Origin of the sequence: Kitasatospora sp. NPDC101447 (assembly GCF_044767225.1) — a bacterium.
GTDB lineage: Bacteria > Actinomycetota > Actinomycetes > Streptomycetales > Streptomycetaceae > Kitasatospora.
Window position 1 is genome coordinate 19,327 of record NZ_JBIWNL010000055.1, and the last position, 21,502, is coordinate 40,828.

Below are 21,502 nucleotides of genomic sequence, written 5' to 3' on the forward strand. Positions count from 1 at the left end.
CCCCGCTCGCGGATCCTGGGCCATCCGTGAGCGTGTCCGCCTCAGCGGGTGTCGCCCGTCCGCTCCAGCGCCCGGATCGCGGCGACGAGTTCACCGACGCCGTGCTCCTTCAGCACCCCGTAGTGGTCCCCGGCCAGGTCGACCACGGCGGGCGGGGCCGCGGAGTAGCCGCTGCTGCCCTCGATGAAGGAGTAGTCGTCGCCGGCGGCCTTGAAGACGGTCACCGGGGCGTCCAGCCGCCGCTCGGCCAGCTCGCGGAAGCTGTACTCGAACTCGTAGGTCTCGCCGACGATTCCGGTGATCCGGCGGATCAGCTCCTCGTCCAGCTCCGGCAGCACCCGGTGCACGAAGGCGACGAAGCCGTCCTCGTCCGCCGTCTCGGCCAGGCAGCGGGCCAGCTCGGGGCCGCTGATCCGGCCGGTGAACACCCCGAACAGGATGGTCACGTACGCGGGGTTGGCGTACGAGGCCTCGCGGCCCCACCGGTGGCCGTCGTCCTGGCGCACCTCCGGGTTGCCGGGGCAGATCAGCAGCAGGTTCTCCACCCGCTGACCGGCCTGTTCCAGCTGCCAGGCGGCCTCGAAGGCGACCCGGGCGCCGAAGGAGAAGCCCCACAGGGTGTACGGGCCCTCGGGCTGCACCCGGCGCAGTTCGGCGACGTCGGCGGCGGCCATCTCCCGGATGGTCGGGTACGGCGTCTCGCCCTCGTTGATGCCGTGCGCCTGGATGCCGTAGAAGGCGCGGCCCTCGCTCGCCTCCCGGCCGAGCAGGCGCAGGTTCATCGGGTAGCCGCCCAGTCCGGGCCAGCAGAACACCGGCCGGCCGGACTCGCCCGGGTGCAGCGGGATCAGCCGGGAGCTCGCGCCCCCGGCGGACGCCCCGCCGTCCGCCGCGCCGTCCGACCCGCGGGCCCGCTCGATCCGGGCGGCCAGGTCGCCCAGCCGGGGGCACTCGAACAGCACCTGCAGCGGCAGGGCGACGCCGAACTCGCGGTTGATCCGGTTGACCAGGGCCACGGCGATCAGCGAGTTGCCGCCGACGGCGAAGAACTCGTCCGCCACCGAGACGTCCTCGTACTTCAGCGCCTGCCCCCAGGCCTCGGCCAGCCACCGCTCGTGCTCGGTGCCCGGGGCGACGTACTCGCCGCGGACGTCCGCCGTGCGGACGGCGTCGGAGGCGGCGAGCGCCTTGAGGTCGACCTTGCCGTTCGCGGTGAGCGGCAGGGCGTCCACGATCAGCACCCGGTTGGGCAGCATGTAGTCGGGCAGCAGGTTGGCCAGTTCGTCCTTGATGATCTCGGCCGGTCCCTTCATGTGGACGGCGTCCTCCTGCATGCCCTCGCTGCGGATCTGCTCCTCGCTCACCTTGCCGCCGAGGAAGAAGTACGACGCGCCGCCGGCGATGCCGCGGCCGGCCAGGATCTCGTCGATGCGGCGGGCGGCGGGCAGCGGGTGGCCGGACTTGGAGCTGTAGCCGGAGGACATGAAGCCCAGGCCCACGCCGTTGCGCTGCAGGTGGTGCAGCCTGGTGCCGAGCGCGATGTACTCCAGCCACTCCTCCTCGGCGCGGCTCACGGCGGCGATACCGAACGCGGCGCGGGCGTAGACGGACTGGTTGATCGCTATCACGTGCCGGGACTCCACCACCGCGTCCGAGATCCGCGCCAACTCGCCGTCGGCGTACCGGTAGAGGCCGCCCGGCAGGCCGTCCACCCGGCCCTCGTGGGCCTGGAGGTACAGCTCGGTGCGGTCGGCGCGGGCCGTGCCGTCGTTGCGGACGACCGCGAAGCCGCCCAGGTAGTGGTCCTCCTCGGCGACGTCCAGCCGCTCCTTGGCCTGCGGGTCGAGGCCGAGCGGGCGCACGTCCAGCCCGTACTCGGGCAGCACCTCCTCGAAGACGCCGAGCATGTGGCCGGTCTCGAACTCCAGCACCTCGCGGATGTTGTTCTTGTACACCGGCTCGATGGCGCCGTGCTTCCCGGAGAAGTGCAGCGTCAGGTACGCCTCCTCGCGGGCCTCGGCGGGACCGATCCGCACCAGGCCGTGCTCGACCGGGTGGTAGTAGTACAGCCCGGCCGCGAGCCCGTCCAGGCCGCCGGTCTCCAGGTACAGCTGGGTGGCGTAGAGCGCGCCCGGCGAGGCGTACGCGTACTTGGGCAGCAGCCGCTCCTCGCTGTGGAACTGGCCGAACCACCGCAGGACGCGGCCGAGTTCGGGGAAGCTCAGCAGTTCCAGGTCCCGGCCGAAGGCGCCGGCCGGGCGCGGGGCGAGCAGCGCGGTGAGGTCCTCGCGGGTGACCGGGCCGCCGTCGTAGAAGCGGTAGGTCTTGCGGGCGAAGGTCTCCCGGCGCTGGGCCTCGCTCTCCCGCCGCCCGGGCAGCTCGACCCGCTCGCGGCCGGCGAGCCGGGCCGGCTCGCGCACGCCCGGGTCGGAGAGCTGCGCCTTGACCTGCAGCTTGCTGGCCTTGGACTGGTGGTGGCCGCCGTGGTTGCCCTGGTCCATCAGGGCGGCCTCGCGCGGGTTGAGTTCGACGCAGGCGACCAGGTTGCGGTGGCCGGTGCGGTCGTCCCCGGTGACGATCGCGGCCGAGCGGCGCACCCAGGTGTGCTCCTCGATCGCGCGGGCGATCTCGTCCAGCTCGACCCGGTAGCCGCGCAGCTTGACCTGGTTGTCGACCCGGCCGGCGAACTGGAGGGTGCCGTCCGGGTTCCACTGGGCGAGGTCGCCGGTGCGGTACAGCCGCTCGCCCCGGGCGAACGGGGAGGGGACGAACCGCTCCTCGGTCAGCTCCGGCCGGTGCAGGTAGCCGCGGGCCAGCTGCACACCGCCGATGTACAGCTCGCCGACGCCGTCGGCGTCGACCGGCACCAGCTGCTCATCCAGGATGTAGCACTGGGTGTCGGCGACCGGCCGGCCGATCGGCACCGAACCGGCGCCGTCGCCCAGCTCGGCCGGGTCGACCACGTGCGCGGTGGCGTTGATGGTGCACTCGGTCGGACCGTACAGGTTGACCAGCGACACCCCGGGCAGCGCCCGGCCCAGGTTGCGGGCGAGCCGCCGGGACAGCGCCTCGCCGCCGGAGAACAGCCGGGCCAGGCTGGTGCAGTCGGTGAAGCCCTCGGTGTCCAGCAGCGCCTGGAGCAGGGTGGGCACGCACTGCAGCGCGGTGACGCCGTGCCGCCGCACGGTGGCGACCAGCGCCTCCGGGTCGCGGTAGAGGCCGGGCGTGCCGGCCACCACGCGGGCGCCGACGGCCGGGGCGAGGATCTCCCACTGGGCGGCGTCGAAGCTCATCGGGGTCTTCTGCAGCACGGTGACCGCGGGGTCGAGGTGCCCGGCGTCGCGCATCCAGCGCAGCTGGGAGACCACCGCCCGGTGCTCGATCATCACGCCCTTGGGGCGGCCGGTGGAGCCGGAGGTGTAGATGACGTAGGCCAGCGACTCCGGCCGGGCGGCGTCCTCGGCTGTGGCGTCCTCGGCCACGTCGGCGACCTCGGCCCCGGCCTCGACGGCTACGGCTTCCGCGGCCCCCGGACGGCCCTCCGGGGCCCCCTCGACGGTGACGATCGCGGTCCCGGCCGGGGCGAGCGCGGCCAGCCGCCCGCGCAGGTGCTCCTGGGTGAGCACGATCCGGGTGCCGCTGTCCTCGATCATGTAGCGGAGCCGGTCCTCGGGGTACTCCGGCGACAGCGGCAGGTAGCCGGCCCCGGCGTACAGGACGCCCCAGGCCCCGGCGACCAGCTCCACCGACGGCTCGACGTACAGGCCGACGCAGGTGTCGGGGCCGGCGCCCAGGCGGCGCAGCTCGGCGGCCAGCCGGCGGGCCGTCCCGGACAGCTCCGGGAAGGTCAGGCCGCGGCCCTCGCCGATCACGGCCGGGGCGTCGGGCCGGATGCGCGCCTGGCGGTCGAGCAGGGCGGTGAGCGCGGTGCCGACCGGGGCGCGGCGGGCGTGCGGGACGGCGGTGGTGGCGGTGGCGGGCGTGACGGAGGCGGACGGGGTGTTGCGCATGGGAAGTGCCTTCGGTACTCGGGGGGAAGGGATCCCGGCGGCCTGCTCTCCAGGAGCGCCGGGCACGGATCCACCGTCGGCCGCCCGCTGTCCCGCCCGCCTGAGGCACCGGTCTGGACCTGTGCCGGCTCCGTCCCGGCCCCGGACCGGGCGGTCCCGAGCGCGTCCCGAGCGCGTCCCGGGCGCGGTCCGGGGTCGTCCCGGGGGCGCTCCGGGCATTCGGGCGTTCACGATCACGTAACCGAACGGAAGCGAAGCGTAGGTAGCGTCGGCCCCATGACGGCATCGCGCACTCGACCCGAACGGCTCTGGCACCGACCCTTCCGCAGGTCGGACCGCAGGTGCGTGGTGCCCGAGGGTCAGGCCGGCCGCCCGCCCGTGCTCACCGAGGGCCCGTTCCGGGTCGCCCGGCAGCACCCGCACCAGCCGTCGCGCCCGCAGCCGCAGCCGCACCCCCACCACGGTCCGACCGACCGGGCCCCGGAGGCTCCGTCCCGGTTGTCCCTGCCGGACGGGACCGAACTGCTGCTGCGCCCCGCCGACCCGGCCGACAAGGCCGCGGCCCTGGCGATGCACGGCCGCTGCTCCCCCGCCGCGCTGCGCCTGCGCTACCACGGCCCGGTCCGCGACGCCGACCGCTACCTCGACCACCTGCTGGACCCCCGGCACGGCCACAGCCTCGCGGTGACCGCCCCGGACGGCCGGATCGTCGCCCTCGGGCACCTGATGTGGGACGACGACGAGGCGGAGCTGGCCGTCCTGGTCGAGGACGCCTGGCAGCGCCGCGGTCTGGGCGTGGCGCTGCTGCGGCGGCTGTCGGAGACGGCCCGGGCGGCCGGGATCGGGACGGCGTACGCGGTGACCCACGCCGCCAACACCGGCCTGATCGCCGCGATGCGCCGGCTGGAGGCGCCGCTGGACGTCCGGGCCGAGGACGGCACCCTGGTGATCACCGCCGTCCTGGGGGCCGGGGATCCGGCCGCTTGCACCCCCTGACCGGGCCTCCGATCATTTCTTCACCAGATCCTTACCGGAGCGTCCCGGGAACCCGACGGAGCCGGTGGGCGTCCTGAAGCGGAAGAGACTCCGTCCGTACACGGCTCTCCTTGACGGGCCGTCAGCAGCCCCGGTCGGCGCGTCGCAGCAGGCGGCGCGGGGTCCGGATCGTCCGGTCGGGCGACGGAGTCGGTAGGCTGACCCCCGTCCCCGCCGCCCGACGGCCCGTTGTCCGGTCCAGGGCGGTGCCGCAGCAAGGAGGAACCACTGAGCATGGCAGGCACCGAATCGGAGCCCACAGGCGCACGCGACGCCTCGCTGCCGGCCCGCGCCAAGATCGCGGTCACGGCCGGCCGGGTCGCCGCCGCCGTGTCGCGCAAGGCCGGACGCGGGAGCGGCTCGGTGATCGGCGGCAAGGTCGCCCTCAAGCTCGACCCCGACCTGCTGGCCACCCTCGCCGACCACCTCGACGTCGTCCTGGTCAGCGCGACCAACGGCAAGACCACGACCACCCGACTGATCGCCGAGGCGCTGCGCGCCGCCGGCCCGGTGGTCTCCAACGCCCTCGGCGCCAACATGCCGGCCGGCATCACGTCCGCCCTGGCGGGCGGCACGGAGGCCCGCTTCGGCGTGATCGAGGTCGACGAGAAGTACCTGGCGATGGTCGCCCGCGACACCCGCCCCAAGGCGATCGCGCTGCTCAACCTCTCCCGCGACCAGCTCGACCGCGCCGCCGAGACCCGGATGATGGCCGAGAAGTGGCGCGAGGGCCTGCAGGACACCGAGGCCGTGGTCATCGCCAACGCCGACGACCCGCTGGTCACCTGGGCCGCGTCCTCCTGCAAGAAGGTGGTCTGGGTGGCCGCCGGGCAGGCCTGGAAGGAAGACGCCTGGTCCTGCCCCGCCTGCGGCGGTGTGATGCAGCGCCCCGGCGAGGACTGGTTCTGCCAGGAGTGCGGCTTCCGTCGCCCCAACCCGCACTGGGCGCTCCAGGGCACCCACGTGATCGACCCTCAGCGCGGCGCCTGGCCGATCCAGCTGCAGCTGCCCGGCCGGGCCAACCTGGCCAACGCCACCAGCTCGGCCGCCGTCGCCGCCGTGTTCGGCGTCTCCCCGCAGGTCGCCCTGGAGCGGATGCGCTCGGTGACCGCCGTCGCCGGCCGCTACGACGTGGTCCAGTACCAGGGCCGGGACATCCGGCTGCTGCTGGCGAAGAACCCGGCCGGCTGGCTGGAGACCTTCTCGCTGATCGACGGCCCGCCGGCCCCGGTGATCCTCTCCGTCAACGCCCTCGACGCCGACGGCACCGACACCTCCTGGCTGTGGGACGTCGACTACGAGCGCCTCGCCGGGCACCCCGTCTTCGTGATGGGCCAGCGCAAGCTGGACCTGGCCGTCCGCCTGGAGGTCGCCGGGCTGCAGTTCCACGTGGTGGACACCCTGGAGCAGGCCGTCCGGATGGCGCCGCCCGGCCGGATCGAGGCCATCGCCAACTACACCGCCTTCCAGCAGCTGCGGAAGGTCGTGGCCGGCTGATGCCGCGCCCGCACACCAGTCTTTACGTGACGGAAGGCCTTCGAGGATGAGTGAGAGCAGCCTGCGCGTGGTCTGGGTCTACCCGGACCTGCTCAGCACCTACGGCGACCGCGGCAACGCCCTGGTCGTGGAGCGCCGGGCCCGCCAGCGCCACCTCAACGTGACCCGGATCGACGTCCGCTCCGACCAGGCGATCCCCACCAGCGGGGACATCTACCTGATCGGCGGCGGCGAGGACCGCCCGCAGCGCCTGGCCGCCGAGCGGCTGCGTGCCGACAGCGGCCTGGTGCGGGCCGCCGAGAACGGCGCGATCATCTTCGGCGTCTGCGCCGGTTTCCAGATCATGGGCCACGAGTTCATCAACGACCTCGGCGAGCGGGAGCCGGGTCTGGGCCTGCTCGACGTCTGGACCCAGCGCGGCGAGGGCGCCCGCTGCGTCGGCGACGTGCTCGCCGACGTCGACCCCCGCCTCGGCCTGCCGCAGCTGACCGGCTTCGAGAACCACCAGGGCGTCACCCACCTCGGCCAGGGCGTCCAGCCCTTCGCCACCGTCTCCGTCGGCCGGGGCAACGGCACCGGTGACGGCTCCGAGGGCGCCTGGCGGGACACCGTCTTCGGCACCTACCTGCACGGCCCGGTGCTGGCCCGCAACCCCGCCGTGGCCGACATGCTGATCAAGCTGGCGCTGGACGTCAACGCCCTGCCGCCGGCCGACACCACCTGGTACGACGCGTTGCGCGCCGAGCGCATCGCCGCGGCCACGCGCCCCGCGTAGTACGCCGGTACGCCCCGGCCGGGTGCCCGCGATGCGGTCACCCGGCCCGCGGGCGGCCCCGGACGTACGACAATGGGGCTGCCTACTGCACACCCTCCTCGGCAGCAGGCTGCACTTCCGCGCGGGGGCGCCGACGGCGCCGCTCCCGCGTCGGCTCCTGCCCGGCCGGACCAGGGGCCGTATGCTCGACATCACGGTCGGTTCAGGACGTTCTGTCCGGATCGCCCGGTCCTTCACCCCACGGCCACCTCCCCGCCAGCGCGGTGCGGGAGCGCCCCGTCGCGGTGACGGCTCGTCGTCCCAGCCTGTAGTCCGGCCGTACCTCGGTTCTGCTCGGGAGTTGCAAAGCTAATGCGTATCGGAGTGCTGACCAGCGGCGGTGACTGCCCCGGCCTGAACGCGGTGATCCGTTCCGTGGTGCACCGTGGGGTGGTCGACCACGGCGACGAGATCATCGGGTTCGAGGACGGCTGGCGCGGATTCCTGGAGGGCCACCACCGCCCCCTCACGCTGGACTCGGTGAGCGGCATCCTGGCCCAGGGCGGCACCATCCTCGGTTCCTCCCGGGTCCAGCCCAGCCACCTGCGGGACGGCGTCGAGCGCGCCAAGAAGTACTGCTCGGACCTCGGCCTGGACGCGGTCATCCCGATCGGCGGCGAGGGCACCCTCAAGGCCGCCAAGCTGATGAGCGACGCGGGCCTGCCGATCGTCGGCGTGCCGAAGACGATCGACAACGACATCGCCGCCACCGACGTGACCTTCGGCTTCGACACCGCCGTCTCGGTCGCCACCGAGGCGCTGGACCGGCTGAAGACCACCGCCGAGTCCCACCAGCGGGTCATGGTCGTCGAGGTCATGGGTCGGCACACCGGGTGGATCGCCCTCAACGCGGGCATGGCGGCCGGTGCGCACGCCATCGTCGTCCCGGAGCGCGCGTTCCACATCGAGAAGCTCACCGCCGTCGTCCGCGAGCGCTTCGACCGCCAGAAGAAGTTCGCCATCGTGGTCTGCGCCGAGGGCGCCAAGCCCGAGCCCGGCACCATGCACTGGGAAGAGGGCAGCAAGGACATCTACGGCCACGAGCGCTTCACCGGCATCGCCACCCAGCTCTCCCGCGAGCTGGAGCACCGCCTCGGCAAGGAGGCCCGTCCGGTCATCCTCGGCCACACCCAGCGCGGCGGCACCCCGACCGCCTACGACCGGGTGCTCGCCACCCGCTTCGGCTGGCACGCCGTCGAGGCCGTCCACAAGGGCGCGTTCGGGCACATCACCGCGCTGCAGGGCACCAACATCAACCTGGTGCCGCTCGCCGAGGCCGTCGCCGAGCTGAAGACCGTCCCGCAGGAGCGCTACCTGGAGGCCGAGACGGTCATCTGACCCGACCGGCCCCGCGAAGGCCCCCGGATCCGCCGTGGCGGGTTCCGGGGGCCTTCGCGCACCCGGCGGGCGTCCGCGCGCCCCGCCCGCTAGCGTGGCCGCAGACCCCGGCCCGGCCGCAGACCCGGGCGCGGGAGCCGACTGGAGGGACCGCGCATGGACATCCTCGCGTACGGGGTGCAGGCCGACGAACGGCCGCTGCTGGAGGCCGCCTTCGCGGGCCGGCACGGGCTGCGCTGCCTGGACGTGTTCCTGAACCGGGACACCGCGCCGCTGGCCGCCGGCTACCCGGTCGTCAGCAGCAGCGTCAACGCCGTCCTGGACGCCGCAACGCTCGCGGCGCTGGCCGACGGCGGCACCAAGCTGATCGCCCAGCGCTCCACCGGCTTCAACAACATCGACCTGGACGCCGCCGCCGAACTCGGCCTCACCGTCGCCCGGGTGTCCCACTACAGCCCGAACTCCGTCGCCGAGCACGCCTGGGCGCTCGCCCTGGCCGTCAACCGCCGCCTCACCCGCGCCGCCAACCGAACCCGCGAGTTCGACTTCCGCCTCGACGGCCTGCTCGGCCGGGACGTCCACGGGATGACCGTCGGCGTCATCGGCACCGGCAAGATCGGCGAGTGCTTCGCCCGGATCGCCGCCGGCTTCGGCACCGAACTGCTCGGCTGGGACATCGCCGAGAACCCGGCCTGCCGCGAACTCGGCATGCGGTACACCGAACTTCCCGAACTCCTCACCCGCGCCGACCTGGTGAGCCTGCACGTGCCCCTGCTGCCGGCCACCCACCACCTGATCGACGCGGCCGCGCTGGCCCGGATGAAGGACGACGCGATCCTCGTCAACTCCAGCCGCGGCGGCCTGATCGACAGCGCCGCCCTGGTCGAGACGCTGCGCGCCGGACGCCTGTCGGGCGTCGGCCTGGACGTGTACGAGGAGGAGACCGGCGTCTTCTTCACCGACCGCTCCATCCACGGCATCACCGACGACGTCCTCGCCCGGCTGGTCACCTTCCCGCAGGTGCTGGTCACCAGCCACCAGGCCTACTTCACCCGCACCGCCGTCGGCCAGATCATCGACGCCACCGCCCGCAACGTGGACGACTTCGCCGCCGGGCGGCGCAGCGAGAACACGCTGGTCCCGGCCGGGCGGCGGACCGCCTGACGGGCGGTCGGACGTCGGTGCGCGGGCACCGACGTCCGAGCGGGGCGGGCCGGGAGGCGGCTCAGAAGGCCGCGTTGACGCAGGCCAGACGGTTGCCGGCCTTGCCCGCCGAGCCCGCGGCCGTCTCGGTCTTCATCGCGTGCAGGACGACCGACTTGGGCGCGCGGCCGTCGGAGAAGTCCCAGGGCTGCTTCGACCAGACCACGGCGTGGCCCTGCTCGTCGGTCCGGAAGTCCAGCCAGATCTCGTTGGTGGGGTTGGCGAACTGCGGGTCCGTCGAGGCGCCCTTCGGGTCGGGGGTGTGCTCGAAGTGGCCGCCGGCCGCGTCGCCGTCGGCACCACAGGCGTTGACGTGCGCGTGCGAGCCGTAGACCGTGTTCGGCAGCAGGCCGGCGAGCTCCATCTTCACCAGTGTGCTGCCGCCCGCCGCGAGGACCTGCACGGTGGCCTTGGCGCCCGCCGGGACCTTGGTGGCGTCGTAGGTGACCGCGGCCGGGTTCGCCGCGAAGTCGCCGAAGACGCCGTCGGTCTTGTGCGCCGCGCCGAGGTCGGTCCTGGTGTCGCCGTCGGTCATCGCACCGTGCATCGCCGTCCCGGGGCTCAGGTGGCCGTCGGCGGACATGTCCATCGCCATGGTCGACGGGGCCGAGGCGGTGGTCGGCGCCGCCGGGGCGGAGGTGCCGGACGCCGCCGGGGAGGTCGAGGAGGAGCTGCAGGCGGCGAGCAGCGGAGCGGCCACGAGGGCGGCGCCGAGGGTGATGAGGGAGCGCTTCATGATCAGATGACCTCGTATGTCGGTGCAGGAGTCGGCGGCCAGGCGCGGCGTGACCGCCTCTACGGGCAGCCGTCCGGTCCGTCCGGCGGCTGCCCGACAGGCTGCACGGAGCGCCCGTGCGCACGGGTTCATCCTGGGAAACGCCGCCGGGGCGACGGCGTCACCGCATCACCGCGTCACCACTGGGGCGCTTGGGCGCTTGGGCGCTTCAACGCATCGGCGCAGCACGCTTCGCCGCAGCACCGCGTCGCCGCAGCGCCCACGTCATCCGCGTCGAGGCGTCACGGCGCGAGCGCCGAGCGGTACCACGCGGCGGCCTCGGGGAGGCGGGCGAGCGGGCCGGGGCCGGGCGGGCAGGCGGCCAGCTGCCAGATCTCCTCGCTGCGGTACCAGTGGTCGCGGGCGACCAGGGAGAACTGGCGCTCGGAGACCCGGCCGGGCGCGGCGGCCAGCAGCCGGCAGCACTCGTCCCACGGGACGTCCGGCACGTCCGGGCCGTCCAGGGCGGGCAGCAGGCCGAGCGCGGCCAGGCCGGCGAGCAGGTCGCCGGCGCGGACCGGGTCGGGGTGGGAGGCGTGGTGGACGCCGGGCGGGGCGGCGTGGTCGTCCAGGGCGAGCACGATGATCAGCCGGGCCAGGTCGGTGCGGTCCACGACCGAGAGCCGGGCCTCGCCGCCGTCCCAGCGGACCGGCACCCGGCGGACCAGCTCGGCCAGGGCGGGCACCACCCAGCGGTCGCCCGTCCCGGTGACCAGCCCCGGGCGCAGCACGTGCGCGCCGGCGTCCAGGGCGTGGCGCTCGCCGAGCAGCCGGGTGCGGCTGGCCTCGGACAGCGGGGCGGGCGTCACCCCGTCCACCGCGATGCCCGCGTGCGGGCCCTCGCCGTACACCGCCGCCGTGGAGAGGTGGACGATCCGGCGGACCCCGGCGCCGGTGCCGGCCGCCATCACGGCGGCCGTGCCGCGGACGTTCGCCGCCTCGCACTCCTCGGTGCCACCGGAGACCCGGGAGGCCAGGTGCACCAGCACGTCGGCGCCCTCGCAGAGCTTCGCGAGCGCCGCCCCGTCGGCGAGGTCGCCCGGTACCCAGGTGGCGCCCTGGTCGGCGGCCTCCGGCACCCGGCGGGCCAGTGCGCGGACCCGTACGCCGCGCGCCGTGAGGGCCGCCAGGACGCCGGAGCCGATGAAGCCGGTCGCCCCGGTCAGCGCGACCGTGGTCGCCTCGGCGGCGCCCCGTTCCGCCGCCGTACGCGGTTCCGCCGCCGTACGCGGTTCCGTCGCCGTACGCGGTTCCGTCGTTCGTGATTGTGTCGCCATGTCCGGGCCCCTCCCTGCCGACCGGCCGATCAGTCTAGCCAGCCGGCCACCGGGCGGGGGGCCACCACCCGTACGGAGGGGGCGGGGGACGGCCCGAGGTAAGGCCCACCTAGGCTGTGTGTGCCAGCAAAACGGGCGAACCGGACCCGCACCAGGGACCACGAGGACGGAAAGCAGGACCCGCCGATGGGCGACGGAATGTCAGGAATGCACCACCACGGCGGGATGACCCAGCTAGGACCGTTCACCTTCTCGAATGTGTGGACCTGGTCCCCGGACTGGGTGTTCCTGATCGCCGGCCTGGTCGTCCTGGGGCTCTACGCGGCGGGCGTGGTCCGGCTGTACCGGCGCGGCGACCGCTGGCCGATCGGCCGGATGGTCGGCTGGGCGGCCGGCGTCGGCACCCTGCTGCTGGTGACCTGCAGCGGGCTGAACGACTACGGGATGGTGCTGTTCAGCGCGCACATGATCCAGCACATGGTGCTCTCCATGCTGACGCCGATCCTGCTGCTGCTGGGCGCCCCGATCACACTGGCGCTGCGCGCCCTGCGCCCGGCCGGCAAGGGCCGCCCGCGCGGGCCGCGTGAGCTGCTGGTGGCGCTGCTGCACAGCCGGTACGTCCGGATCGTCTCGCACCCGGCGTTCACCATCCCGATGTTCATCGCGAGCCTGTACGGGGTCTACTTCACCCCGGCGTTCGACTTCCTGATGCAGTACCGCCTCGGGCACATCTTCATGATGGTGCACTTCCTGTTCACCGGTCTGGCCTTCTTCTGGCCGATCATGGGCGTGGACCCGGGCCCGCACCGGCCCGGCCACGTGATGCGGATCATCGAGCTGTTCATGGGGATGCCGTTCCACGCTTTCTTCGGCGTGGCGGTGATGATGGCCGCCCACCCGCTGGTCACCACGTTCACCGTGGAGGGCTCCCCGCCCGGGACGAACCTGCTGGAGGACCAGAAGCTGGCGGGCGGCATCACCTGGGCCTTCGGCGAGATCCCGACCGCGATCGTGCTGATCGCCCTGGTGTACCAGTGGATGGGCTCCGAACAGCGGCAGGCCCGCCGCCGCGACCGCGCCGAGGACCGCTCGGGCGACGCCGAGCTGGAGGCGTACAACGCCTACCTGGCCTCACTGCACCGGAACGACCGGCGCCCCGGGGCGGGCGCCGCCCGGCCCGCCCCGGCCGGACCCGCCGCTCCCGCAGCACCTGCCGCACCCGCCGTTCCTGCCGCCGAGGCGGGCTGAGCCCGGCGCCGCCCCCGCTCCGGATCCCCCTGGTTCCGAGAACCCCCGTTCCGCCTCCGGAGCGGGGGTTCCGCCGTTCCGGAGCGGCACCCGGGACGGGTGCCGGGGCCGGTGCCGGGCCAGGACCGGGGGCGGCGCCGGAACGGTGGTTCCGCCGAACGCGTTCGAACGGGTATGCACGTCCTGCTGATCGTCGCCGCCCTGCTCTGCGGGTACGCCCTGCTCTGGCTGCTCGGCTTCCTCGGCTTCGCGCTGCTGTACCGGCGCCGCCGGCCCGCGCCGGTCGGCTCCGACTACCTGGTCGTCCTGGGCGCCGCGCTGGACGGCTGCGAGCCCGGCCGCACGCTGGCGGGCCGGCTGGACGCCGCGCTGGCCCGGCTCGCCGCCGAGGAGGCCGCGGGGTACGCCCCGCTGGTCGTGGTGACCGGGGGCAAGGGTCCGCACGAGCAGTGCACCGAGGCCGCCGCAATGGCCCGCTACCTGATCGACCGGGGCGTCCCGGCCGAGCGGATCCGGCGCGAGGAGCGGGCCGCGAACACCACCGAGAACCTCCGCTTCAGCGCCGCCCTGATGGCCTCGGAGCGGCCCGGCTACCGGTGCACCGTGGTCACCAGCGGCTTCCACACCGTCCGCTCCGCGCTCGCCGCCCGCCGGGCCGGCGCCCCCGCGGAGGTGCTCGGGGCGGACGGCCCGCTGGCGCACGGCCCGTACCTGCTCCTCCGGGAGGCCGTCGGTACCGCACTGGCCGTGTTCGGCCGGATCTGAGCCCCACCCCCCCACGGGCCTCCGGACCGGGCCGAGAGCCGACCGGGGAGCCCGCCCGCGGCCCGGAGAAGCGGGGAGGCCCCCGGGTCCGCTGTCACGGACCCGGGGGCCTCCCGGTGGTTCGGCTCGGCTGGGCCCGGTCCGGGCTCGCGCCCGGTTCGGCCCGGCCTGGTTCAGCCGAGGTTGGCGAGCGCCTCGTTGAAGGTCTTCGAGGGGCGCATCACGGCGGCGGCCTTGGCCGGGTCCGGCTGGTAGTAGCCGCCGAGGTCGACCGCCGAACCCTGCACGGCGATCAGCTCCTCCACGATGGCCTGCTCCTGCTCGGTGAGCGTCTTGGCCAGGCCCGCGAAGGCCTCGGCCAGCTCGGCGTCGGCGGTCTGCTTGGCCAGCTCCTGGGCCCAGTAGGTGGCCAGGTAGAAGTGGCTGCCGCGGTTGTCGATGCCACCGAGGCGGCGGCTCGGCGACTTGTCCTCGTTGAGGAAGGTGCCGGTGGCGCGGTCCAGGGTGTCGGCCAGCACCTGGGCGCGGGCGTTGCCGGTGCTGCTGGCCAGGTGCTCGAAGCTGGCGGCCAGCGCGAAGAACTCGCCCAGGCTGTCCCAGCGCAGGTAGTTCTCCTTGACCAGCTGCTGGACGTGCTTCGGGGCGGAGCCGCCGGCGCCGGTCTCGAACAGGCCGCCGCCCGCCATCAGCGGGACGACCGACAGCATCTTGGCGCTGGTGCCCAGCTCCAGGATCGGGAACAGGTCGGTCAGGTAGTCACGCAGCACGTTGCCGGTCACCGAGATGGTGTTCTCGCCGCGGCGGATGCGCTCCAGCGAGAACTTGGTGGCCTCGACCGGGGACTTGATCTCGATCTGCAGGCCGGCGGTGTCGTGCTCCGGCAGGTAGGTCTTGATCTTCTCGATCAGCACCGCGTCGTGGGCGCGGGTCTCGTCCAGCCAGAACACGGCCGGGTCGCCGGTGGCGCGGGCGCGGGTGACGGCCAGCTTGACCCAGTCCTGGATCGGCAGGTCCTTGGTCTGGCAGGCGCGGAAGATGTCGCCCGGCTGGACGGCCTGCTCCAGCACCACGTTGCCCTCGGCGTCGACCAGGCGGACGGTGCCGGCGGCCTCGATCTCGAAGGTCTTGTCGTGGGAGCCGTACTCCTCGGCCTTCTGCGCCATCAGGCCGACGTTCGGCACCGAGCCGATGGTGGCCGGGTCGAGGGCGCCGTTGGCGCGGCAGTCGTCGATGACGGCCTGGTACACGCCGGAGTAGCTGCTGTCGGGCAGCACGGCGAGGGTGTCGGCCTCCTGGCCGTCCGGGCCCCACATGTGGCCGGAGGTGCGGATCATGGCCGGCATCGAGGCGTCGACGATGACGTCGCTCGGCACGTGCAGGTTGGTGATGCCCTTGTCGGAGTCGACCATGGCCAGGGCCGGGCCCTCGGCCAGCTCGGCCTCGAAGGAGGCCTTGATCTCGGCGCCGTTCGCCAGGGCGTCCAGGCCGGCGAGGATGCCGCCGAGGCCGTTGTTCGGGTTCAGACCGGCGGCGGCCAGCGTGGCGCCGTGGGCGGCGAAGGTCTTCGGGAAGAAGGCGCGCACGACGTGGCCGAAGACGATCGGGTCGGAGACCTTCATCATGGTGGCCTTGAGGTGCACCGAGAACAGCACGCCCTCGGCCTTGGCGCGGGCGACCTGGGCGGCCAGGAAGGTGTTCAGGGCGGCGGCGCGCATCACGGAGGCGTCGACGACCTCGCCGGCCAGCACCGGCACCTTCTCGCGCAGCACGGTGGTGGTGCCGTCCTCGGCGACCAGCTCGATGCGCAGGGCACCGTCGGCCGCGACCACGGCGGACTTCTCGGTGGAGCGGAAGTCGTTCTCGCCCATGGTGGCGACGTTGGTCTTGGACTCGGCGGTCCAGGCACCCATGCGGTGCGGGTGGGTCTTGGCGTAGTTCTTGACCGACTGCGGGGCGCGGCGGTCCGAGTTGCCCTCGCGCAGGACCGGGTTGACGGCGCTGCCCTTGACCTTGTCGTAACGGGCGCGGACGTCCTTGTCCTCGTCGGTCTGCGGGTCGTCCGGGTAGTCCGGCAGGGCATAGCCCTGGGCCTGCAGCTCGGCGACGGCGGCCTTCAGCTGCGGCACGGAGGCCGAGATGTTCGGCAGCTTGATGATGTTGGCACCGGGGGTCTTGGCCAGCTCGCCCAGCTCGGCGAGGGCGTCGCCGATCCGCTGGGCCTCGGTCAGACGCTCCGGGAAGCTCGCGATGATCCGCCCGGCCAGGGAGATGTCGCGGGTCTCCACCCGCACACCCGCGGTCGAGGCGTACGCCTGGACCACCGGCAGGAACGAGTAGGTCGCCAGGGCCGGAGCCTCGTCGGTGTGCGTATAGATGATGGTCGAGTCAGTCATCGGTACTCCGCTTCACGTCTCCAACGTCTTGACGTCAAGATATCTCGTCACGGGCCCCTCGCTCCACCTCCCCCCGCCCCGGAGTGCGCGCCGGTCTCCCCGGGGGCGTCCGACGGCTGTGACGAGCGACACGATCCACGGTGGTCCGAGCCGGGACGCGAGGCAAACGGAGCGGCCCCGACCACCGGTGTGGTCCACCCGGGTGAGTCGAACGTCAGGAGTGCGTCAACGCACCACCCCATTCGGTCAACGCTGCGTCAGGACCGGGGCCGCCCGGGGCCGGCCGCCCTAGCGTCGAGGAAGCAGTTCCGGCAGGCACCACCACCCCCTTCGGGAGCGTTCGCATGGCCCGCGTCGTCTGGCACGTACCGGTCACCACCTCCGGCCCCGGCAGCACCACCGCACTCCGCCTCTTCCGCCTGCGCGACGGCCGCCGCTGCGCGGTCGGATTCTCCAGCCCCGAGGCCCTCGCCGCACTCCTCGGGCCGGACCAGGCCCACACCGAGCTCGGCGAGCCCGCCCTGCGCGCCCTCACGGCCCCGCTCGGCGTGGACGTCCTGGTGCTGGACCCGAGGCTGGTCGCCCCGCCCGTCACCGCCCCCGCCACGCCGGCCGCCCCGGCCCCGACCGCACTGCTCCAGCACCGGTGACGGCCCCGCTCCGGCTCGTCCCGGCCGGGCCGGACGGGCCGGACGACGAGGCCCACCTGCGGCCGAGCCGGCCGCTGCACGCGATCGCCCGGATCAGTCACGGCCCGGTCGCGCTCGACTTCGACCGGATCGCGGCCGAGTTCCCGGCCGTCCGGAGCGGCCTCGCCCTGGCCGGCGAGGCCGACCTGGAGCTCCGGCTCGTCTGCACCGGTCCGGAGGAGTTACGGACGATCTCCGCGGCCCTGTACCGCGCGGGCGCCGCCAGGGTCCACATCGACCTGGTCCTGCGCACCCTCACCCCGGCCCCGGTCACCCTGCGGCCGGTCCCGTGAGGGACGTGAGGTGGCTCACTCCTCGCCGGGGCGGGGGTCCGGGTTGATCGCCTGGCCGTCGACGGGCTGGCCCCAGGCGTCGTCACCGAACGCGTCGACGCAGTAACCACTGCCCTCGACGTGCCCGCCCGAGCCCCGGCACTGCTCGGAGGTGACGTCCCGGAGCCCGGTCGCCACCGCCCGGGAAGTGGCGGCGGCCGCGGCACCGGCGCCGGTGGCGGTGAGCAGGAGGACGGAGGCGGTCGCGGCGGCCACCCGGGCCAGGCGTGAGCTGTTCATGCGGACCACCCCAGCACGGCCGCGCACCCCGGGCGACCACTGGACGCCCGCCCGGGTGGCCGACGGCGGGAGCAAGGGAGAGCCCGTCGAACCGACGGATCGTCAACACCCTTGCGGGGCAACGGATTTGGCGAAGATCAACAACTTCCGGCGCATCACTATGCGGAGATCTTCAATTCCATGAATCGCCCGGGGCGTCAATGTTGCAGGATCGCGGCTCAAACCTCAATCGCGGCTCAGATCCCGGACTTACCCACAGGTAACGTAACAGACAACTGAACAGAATGCCTCCTACCAGCACGGATATCCGGCAAAGAAAGTAAACATTCAGTAATGAAATCTGTGCAGAGGTCTATGAATAGCCCTACTGTGTGGCAACTCTCCGCGCTCCGCCCATGCGGAGCCCCCACACACAGAGAGATCGCCCATGGCTTCCCTCAACCAGATCTCGCCGCCCGGACAGAGCACCGGCGCCGAATCCGGCACCACCACCCGGTCGCTCAAGCGCCACGTGGGCCTCATCGGCCTCATGTGGGCCTCGGTCGGCTCGATCATCGGCTCCGGCTGGCTGTTCGGCGCCAAGAACGCCGTCGTCGCCGCCGGGCCTGCGGCCCTCCTCTCCTGGGGCATCGGCGCAGTCGCGATCGTGCTGCTCGCCTTCGTGCACGCCGAGCTCGGCGGAATGTTCCCGGTCGCCGGTGGCACCGCGCGCTACCCGCACTACGCCTTCGGTGGCCTGGCCGGCATGTCCTTCGGCTGGTTCTCCTGGCTCCAGGCCGCGACCGTCGCCCCGATCGAGGTCGAGGCGATGATCGGCTACGCGGGCCACTGGCAGTTCGCCAAGAGCTTCCTCAACGCCAACGGCACCCTCACCACCAGCGGCTTCATCGTCGCGGTGCTGCTGATGGGCGTCTTCGTCGCGGTCAACTTCCTCGGTGTGCGAGTCCTGGCGGCCACCAACTCGATCGCGACCTGGCTCAAGATCGGCGTCCCGCTGCTCACGATCCTGGCGCTGTCGATCACCAACTTCCACTCCTCGAACTTCACCTCGCACGGCTTCGCGCCGTTCGGTGCCAAGGGCGTGCTCGCCGCGATCAGCTCCAGCGGCATCATCTTCGCGCTGCTCGGCTTCGAGCAGGCCATCCAGATCTCCGGTGAGAGCCGCAACCCCAAGCGCGACATCCCCCGCGCCGTCCTGGGCTCGGTCGCCATCGGCACCCTGATCTACGTCCTGCTGCAGGTCGCCTTCATCGGCTCGCTGCCGGTCAGCTCCTTCGTCAACGGCTGGGACAAGCTCGACTTCCCGGGCATCGAGGGTCCGTTCGCCGGCCTCGCCACCCTGGTCGGCCTCGGCTGGCTCTCCTGGGTGCTGTACTTCGACGCCATCGTCTCCCCCGGCGGCACCGGCCTGATCTACACCACCTCCACCTCCCGCATCTCCTACGGCCTGAGCAAGAACGGCTACGCGCCGCAGAAGTTCGAGAAGCTGGACAAGAACGGCGTGCCGTGGTTCGGCCTGGTCATGTCGTTCATCACCGGTGTGATCTGCTTCCTGCCCTTCCCGAGCTGGCAGGAGCTGGTCGGCTTCATCACCTCCGCCAGCGTGCTGATGTACGCCGGCGCCCCGCTCGCCTTCGGTGCCCTGCGTCGCCGGCTGCCGAACCACGAGCGCTCCTACCGGCTGCCCTTCGGCGCGGTCATCTCCCCGGCCGCGTTCGTGGTCTCCAGCCTGATCATCTACTGGTCCGGCTGGCACACCCTGTCCCGCCTGGGCATGGCCATCGTGCTCGGCTACCTCCTGCTCGGCGGCTACGCGGCCTACGCGATCAAGAAGGGCCTGCCGAACGCGCCGCGCCTGAGCTGGAAGTCCGCCCAGTGGCTGCCGGTCTACCTGCTGGGCCTCGGCCTGATCTCCTGGCAGGGCGGCTTCGGCGACGGCACCGGCCGGATCCCGATGTGGTACGACATGGGCATGGTCGCGGTCTTCGCCCTGGGCATCTACTTCTGGGCGATCCGGGTGGCCCTGCCGGCCGAGGCGATCGAGCGTGAGGTCGCCGACGTCGAGGTGGTGGACGCGGGCGGTCACTGACCCCCACCCACCCCACCCACTGACGCGGAAGGGCCCGCCGGTCGAGCGACCGGCGGGCCCTTCCGCGTGTGCTCAGAGGCCCAGCACCGTCCGCAGCACCGTGCCCAGCTCGGCCTCCGGGTCCAGCGCCGGGCCGGGCGAGCGCCAGGCGACGAAGCCGTCCGGGCGGACCAGCACCGCGCCCTGCGGGCCGATGCCGTGCAGGGCGGCGAAGTCCGAGCCCGGCTCCGGGGCCAGGTCGTCCTCGGCGCCGTCACCGATCCGGTAGGCGTCCAGCGGAACGGCCAGCCGGTCCGCGACCCGCCGGGCGCCCGCCTGCCAGGCGCCGCCCTCGGGGCCGGTGAGCAGCACCATCGCCTGCTCGTACAGGTCCAGCGTGGAGAGTCTGACCCCCGCCCTCAGCAGCCACTGGTGCGGGGCCCGGCTGCCCGGCTCGCCCGCCACCTCGAACTGCTCGGGGACGACGGCGCCCGCCCGGTCCGTGCCGACCACCGCGCCGACCGGGTAGCGGTAGCCGAGCGCCACCGCCAGCACCCCGGCCTGCCGCCCGACGCCCGGCACCACCGCGTAGCCCGGGTGGCTGTGCTCGGCGGAGCGGGCCGAGGCGCGCTCGCCGGTCACCTGGGCGACCGGCCGCCGCTCCTGCCCGTACGTCTCCAGCAGCCGCGGCCCGGCCCAGCCGCACAGCACGGCGGCGAGCTTCCAGGCCAGGTTGTGGGCGTCCTGGATGCCGGTGTTGGAGCCGAAGGCGCCGGTCGGGGACATCTCGTGCGCGGAGTCCCCGGCCAGGAAGACCCGCCCGGAGCCGTACCGCTCGGCCACCCGCTCGGCGGCGTGCCAGGGCGCCCGGCCGGTCACCTCGACGTCCAGCTCCGGCATGCCGACGGCGGTGCGGATGTGCCGCTCGCAGCGCTCGTCGGTGAAGGCCTCCAGCGGCTCGCCGTGCTCGGGGTGCCACGGGGCGTGGAAGACCCACTCCTCCTGGTTGTCCACCGGCAGCAGTGCGCCGTCCGCCTCCGGGTTGGTCAGGTAGCAGGCGATGAAGTGCCGGTCGCCGACCACCTCGGCCAGCCGCTTGGCGCGGAAGGTGATGCTCACGTTGTGGAAGAGCTCGCCCTTGCCGCTCTGGCCGATGCCCAGCCGCTCGCGGACCGGGCTGCGCGGGCCGTCCGCCGCGATCAGGAAGTCCGAGCGCACCACCCGCTCCTCGCCGTTCTCCCTGCTGCGCAGCACCGACGTCACGCCGTCGGCGTCCTGCTCGAAGGAGATCAGCTCGGTGCTGAACCGGACGTCCCCGCCCAGGTCGCGGGCCGCCCGCAGCAGCACCGGCTCCAGGTCGTTCTGGCTGCACAGGCACCACGAGCTGGGGCTGAACCGGGCCAGCCGGCCGCCGGGGTCGATCTCGCGGAACAGCCACTCCTGCTCGGCGCCGGTCAGCGAGGGCGCCTGCAGGATGCCGTGGTTGGGGGCGAGGATCGAGGCCGCCTCGCGGATCGCCGGCTCGATCCCGGCCACCCGGTACAGCTCCATGGTGCGGACGTTGTTGCCTCGGCCGCGCGGGTGATGCGAGGTGTCGGCGTGCTTCTCGACCAGCAGGTGTCTGACCCCGAGTCGGCCCAGGAAGAGCGAGGCCGACAGCCCGACCAGCGAGCCGCCCACGATCAGGACCGGCACCCGGTCGTCGATCTTCGGATTCATCAATTGCTCCGCCCTGTAACGGGATTCCGCGGCCCGGCTACTGGGCTCGGCGCCGCCCTCGACGGGCCCGCTCAGCCGGGGGCCCCGCTCTTCCATCCC

The 21,502-nt window shown here is 73.3% G+C and carries 16 protein-coding genes; 10 read left to right on the plus strand and 6 right to left on the minus strand.

Going from position 1 to position 21,502, the window contains the following annotated elements; all coding sequences use genetic code 11:
- Positions 1-41: 41 nt before the first annotated feature.
- Positions 42-4,010, minus strand: a complete 3,969-nt coding sequence (locus tag ACIRST_RS39895; RefSeq protein WP_402809184.1) for an amino acid adenylation domain-containing protein — start codon at positions 4,008-4,010, stop codon at positions 42-44.
- Positions 4,011-4,358: 348 nt separating this feature from the next.
- Between ACIRST_RS39895 and ACIRST_RS39900 the strand changes: the two genes are divergently transcribed.
- The 5 genes from ACIRST_RS39900 (at position 4,359) to ACIRST_RS39920 (ending at position 9,858) form a co-directional block, all read left to right on the plus strand.
- Positions 4,359-5,006 carry a GNAT family N-acetyltransferase gene (locus ACIRST_RS39900; protein WP_402809187.1) on the plus strand — a complete coding sequence of 216 codons (648 nt, stop codon included), beginning with the start codon at positions 4,359-4,361 and terminating at the stop codon, positions 5,004-5,006.
- A 273-nt stretch (positions 5,007-5,279) separates the two neighbouring features.
- Complete coding sequence (locus ACIRST_RS39905) at positions 5,280-6,542, plus strand: MurT ligase domain-containing protein (RefSeq protein ID WP_350520154.1); 1,263 nt, start codon at positions 5,280-5,282, stop codon at positions 6,540-6,542.
- Between the two features lie 46 nt (positions 6,543-6,588).
- On the plus strand, positions 6,589-7,317 hold the full coding sequence (locus ACIRST_RS39910; protein WP_350520155.1) for a glutamine amidotransferase: 729 nt from the start codon (positions 6,589-6,591) through the stop codon (positions 7,315-7,317).
- 351 nt (positions 7,318-7,668) lie between these two features.
- Positions 7,669-8,694: a 6-phosphofructokinase gene (locus tag ACIRST_RS39915; RefSeq protein ID WP_350520156.1), complete on the plus strand. Its 1,026-nt coding sequence runs from the start codon at positions 7,669-7,671 to the stop codon at positions 8,692-8,694.
- A gap of 156 nt (positions 8,695-8,850) precedes the next feature.
- Positions 8,851-9,858, plus strand: a complete 1,008-nt coding sequence (locus tag ACIRST_RS39920) for a 2-hydroxyacid dehydrogenase (protein ID WP_402809190.1) — start codon at positions 8,851-8,853, stop codon at positions 9,856-9,858.
- 61 nt (positions 9,859-9,919) lie between these two features.
- Here the strand turns inward: ACIRST_RS39920 and ACIRST_RS39925 are convergent, their stop codons facing one another.
- The gene (locus tag ACIRST_RS39925) at positions 9,920-10,633 is read right to left on the minus strand and encodes a hypothetical protein (protein WP_402809193.1); all 714 of its coding nucleotides are present in this window, start codon (positions 10,631-10,633) and stop codon (positions 9,920-9,922) included.
- Between the two features lie 281 nt (positions 10,634-10,914).
- On the minus strand, positions 10,915-11,949 hold the full coding sequence (locus ACIRST_RS39930) for an NAD-dependent epimerase/dehydratase family protein (protein WP_402809196.1): 1,035 nt from the start codon (positions 11,947-11,949) through the stop codon (positions 10,915-10,917).
- Positions 11,950-12,156: 207 nt separating this feature from the next.
- Here ACIRST_RS39930 and ACIRST_RS39935 point away from each other — a divergent pair, with 207 nt between their 5' ends.
- Positions 12,157-13,197: a cytochrome c oxidase assembly protein gene (locus ACIRST_RS39935; RefSeq protein ID WP_402809219.1), complete on the plus strand. Its 1,041-nt coding sequence runs from the start codon at positions 12,157-12,159 to the stop codon at positions 13,195-13,197.
- A 174-nt stretch (positions 13,198-13,371) separates the two neighbouring features.
- Entirely contained in the window at positions 13,372-13,962 is a 591-nt protein-coding gene (locus tag ACIRST_RS39940) for a YdcF family protein (RefSeq protein ID WP_350520160.1), read from the plus strand.
- Positions 13,963-14,135: 173 nt separating this feature from the next.
- Here ACIRST_RS39940 and ACIRST_RS39945 read toward each other — a convergent pair whose 3' ends face one another.
- Positions 14,136-16,355, minus strand: a complete 2,220-nt coding sequence (locus ACIRST_RS39945) for an NADP-dependent isocitrate dehydrogenase (protein WP_350520161.1) — start codon at positions 16,353-16,355, stop codon at positions 14,136-14,138.
- A gap of 344 nt (positions 16,356-16,699) precedes the next feature.
- On the opposite strand from ACIRST_RS39945, the gene ACIRST_RS39950 reads away from it, so the two are divergent.
- Together ACIRST_RS39950 and ACIRST_RS39955 are read left to right on the plus strand one after the other, a co-directional pair.
- Positions 16,700-17,005 (plus strand): SAV_915 family protein, encoded by a 306-nt coding sequence (locus ACIRST_RS39950; RefSeq protein ID WP_350520162.1) that lies wholly within the window; start codon positions 16,700-16,702, stop codon positions 17,003-17,005.
- Complete coding sequence (locus ACIRST_RS39955; RefSeq protein ID WP_402809200.1) at positions 17,002-17,337, plus strand: hypothetical protein; 336 nt, start codon at positions 17,002-17,004, stop codon at positions 17,335-17,337. Before ACIRST_RS39950 ends, ACIRST_RS39955 begins: the two co-directional genes overlap by 4 nt.
- 15 nt (positions 17,338-17,352) lie before the next feature.
- Here ACIRST_RS39955 and ACIRST_RS39960 read toward each other — a convergent pair whose 3' ends face one another.
- Complete coding sequence (locus tag ACIRST_RS39960; protein WP_402809201.1) at positions 17,353-17,616, minus strand: hypothetical protein; 264 nt, start codon at positions 17,614-17,616, stop codon at positions 17,353-17,355.
- Positions 17,617-18,043: 427 nt separating this feature from the next.
- Here ACIRST_RS39960 and ACIRST_RS39965 point away from each other — a divergent pair, with 427 nt between their 5' ends.
- The gene (locus ACIRST_RS39965) at positions 18,044-19,705 is read left to right on the plus strand and encodes an APC family permease (RefSeq protein WP_350520165.1); all 1,662 of its coding nucleotides are present in this window, start codon (positions 18,044-18,046) and stop codon (positions 19,703-19,705) included.
- Positions 19,706-19,777: 72 nt separating this feature from the next.
- Here ACIRST_RS39965 and ACIRST_RS39970 read toward each other — a convergent pair whose 3' ends face one another.
- On the minus strand, positions 19,778-21,403 hold the full coding sequence (locus tag ACIRST_RS39970; RefSeq protein WP_350520166.1) for an FAD-dependent monooxygenase: 1,626 nt from the start codon (positions 21,401-21,403) through the stop codon (positions 19,778-19,780).
- Between the last annotated feature and the right edge of the window lie 99 nt (positions 21,404-21,502).

What these genes read in the sequence shown, in the direction of transcription:
- ACIRST_RS39935 (WP_402809219.1), top strand. Translation starts at nt 12,157, where the DNA reads ATGCACCACCACGGCGGGATGACCCAGCTAGGACCGTTCACCTTCTCG.
- ACIRST_RS39925 (WP_402809193.1), bottom strand. Translation starts at nt 10,633, where the DNA reads ATGAAGCGCTCCCTCATCACCCTCGGCGCCGCCCTCGTGGCCGCTCCG.
- ACIRST_RS39915 (WP_350520156.1), top strand. Translation starts at nt 7,669, where the DNA reads ATGCGTATCGGAGTGCTGACCAGCGGCGGTGACTGCCCCGGCCTGAAC.
- ACIRST_RS39940 (WP_350520160.1), top strand. Translation starts at nt 13,372, where the DNA reads ATGCACGTCCTGCTGATCGTCGCCGCCCTGCTCTGCGGGTACGCCCTG.
- ACIRST_RS39910 (WP_350520155.1), top strand. Translation starts at nt 6,589, where the DNA reads ATGAGTGAGAGCAGCCTGCGCGTGGTCTGGGTCTACCCGGACCTGCTC.
- ACIRST_RS39950 (WP_350520162.1), top strand. Translation starts at nt 16,700, where the DNA reads ATGGCCCGCGTCGTCTGGCACGTACCGGTCACCACCTCCGGCCCCGGC.
- ACIRST_RS39960 (WP_402809201.1), bottom strand. Translation starts at nt 17,616, where the DNA reads ATGAACAGCTCACGCCTGGCCCGGGTGGCCGCCGCGACCGCCTCCGTC.
- ACIRST_RS39965 (WP_350520165.1), top strand. Translation starts at nt 18,044, where the DNA reads ATGGCTTCCCTCAACCAGATCTCGCCGCCCGGACAGAGCACCGGCGCC.
- ACIRST_RS39930 (WP_402809196.1), bottom strand. Translation starts at nt 11,949, where the DNA reads ATGGCGACACAATCACGAACGACGGAACCGCGTACGGCGACGGAACCG.
- ACIRST_RS39945 (WP_350520161.1), bottom strand. Translation starts at nt 16,355, where the DNA reads ATGACTGACTCGACCATCATCTATACGCACACCGACGAGGCTCCGGCC.
- ACIRST_RS39895 (WP_402809184.1), bottom strand. Translation starts at nt 4,010, where the DNA reads ATGCGCAACACCCCGTCCGCCTCCGTCACGCCCGCCACCGCCACCACC.
- ACIRST_RS39920 (WP_402809190.1), top strand. Translation starts at nt 8,851, where the DNA reads ATGGACATCCTCGCGTACGGGGTGCAGGCCGACGAACGGCCGCTGCTG.
- ACIRST_RS39970 (WP_350520166.1), bottom strand. Translation starts at nt 21,403, where the DNA reads ATGAATCCGAAGATCGACGACCGGGTGCCGGTCCTGATCGTGGGCGGC.
- ACIRST_RS39905 (WP_350520154.1), top strand. Translation starts at nt 5,280, where the DNA reads ATGGCAGGCACCGAATCGGAGCCCACAGGCGCACGCGACGCCTCGCTG.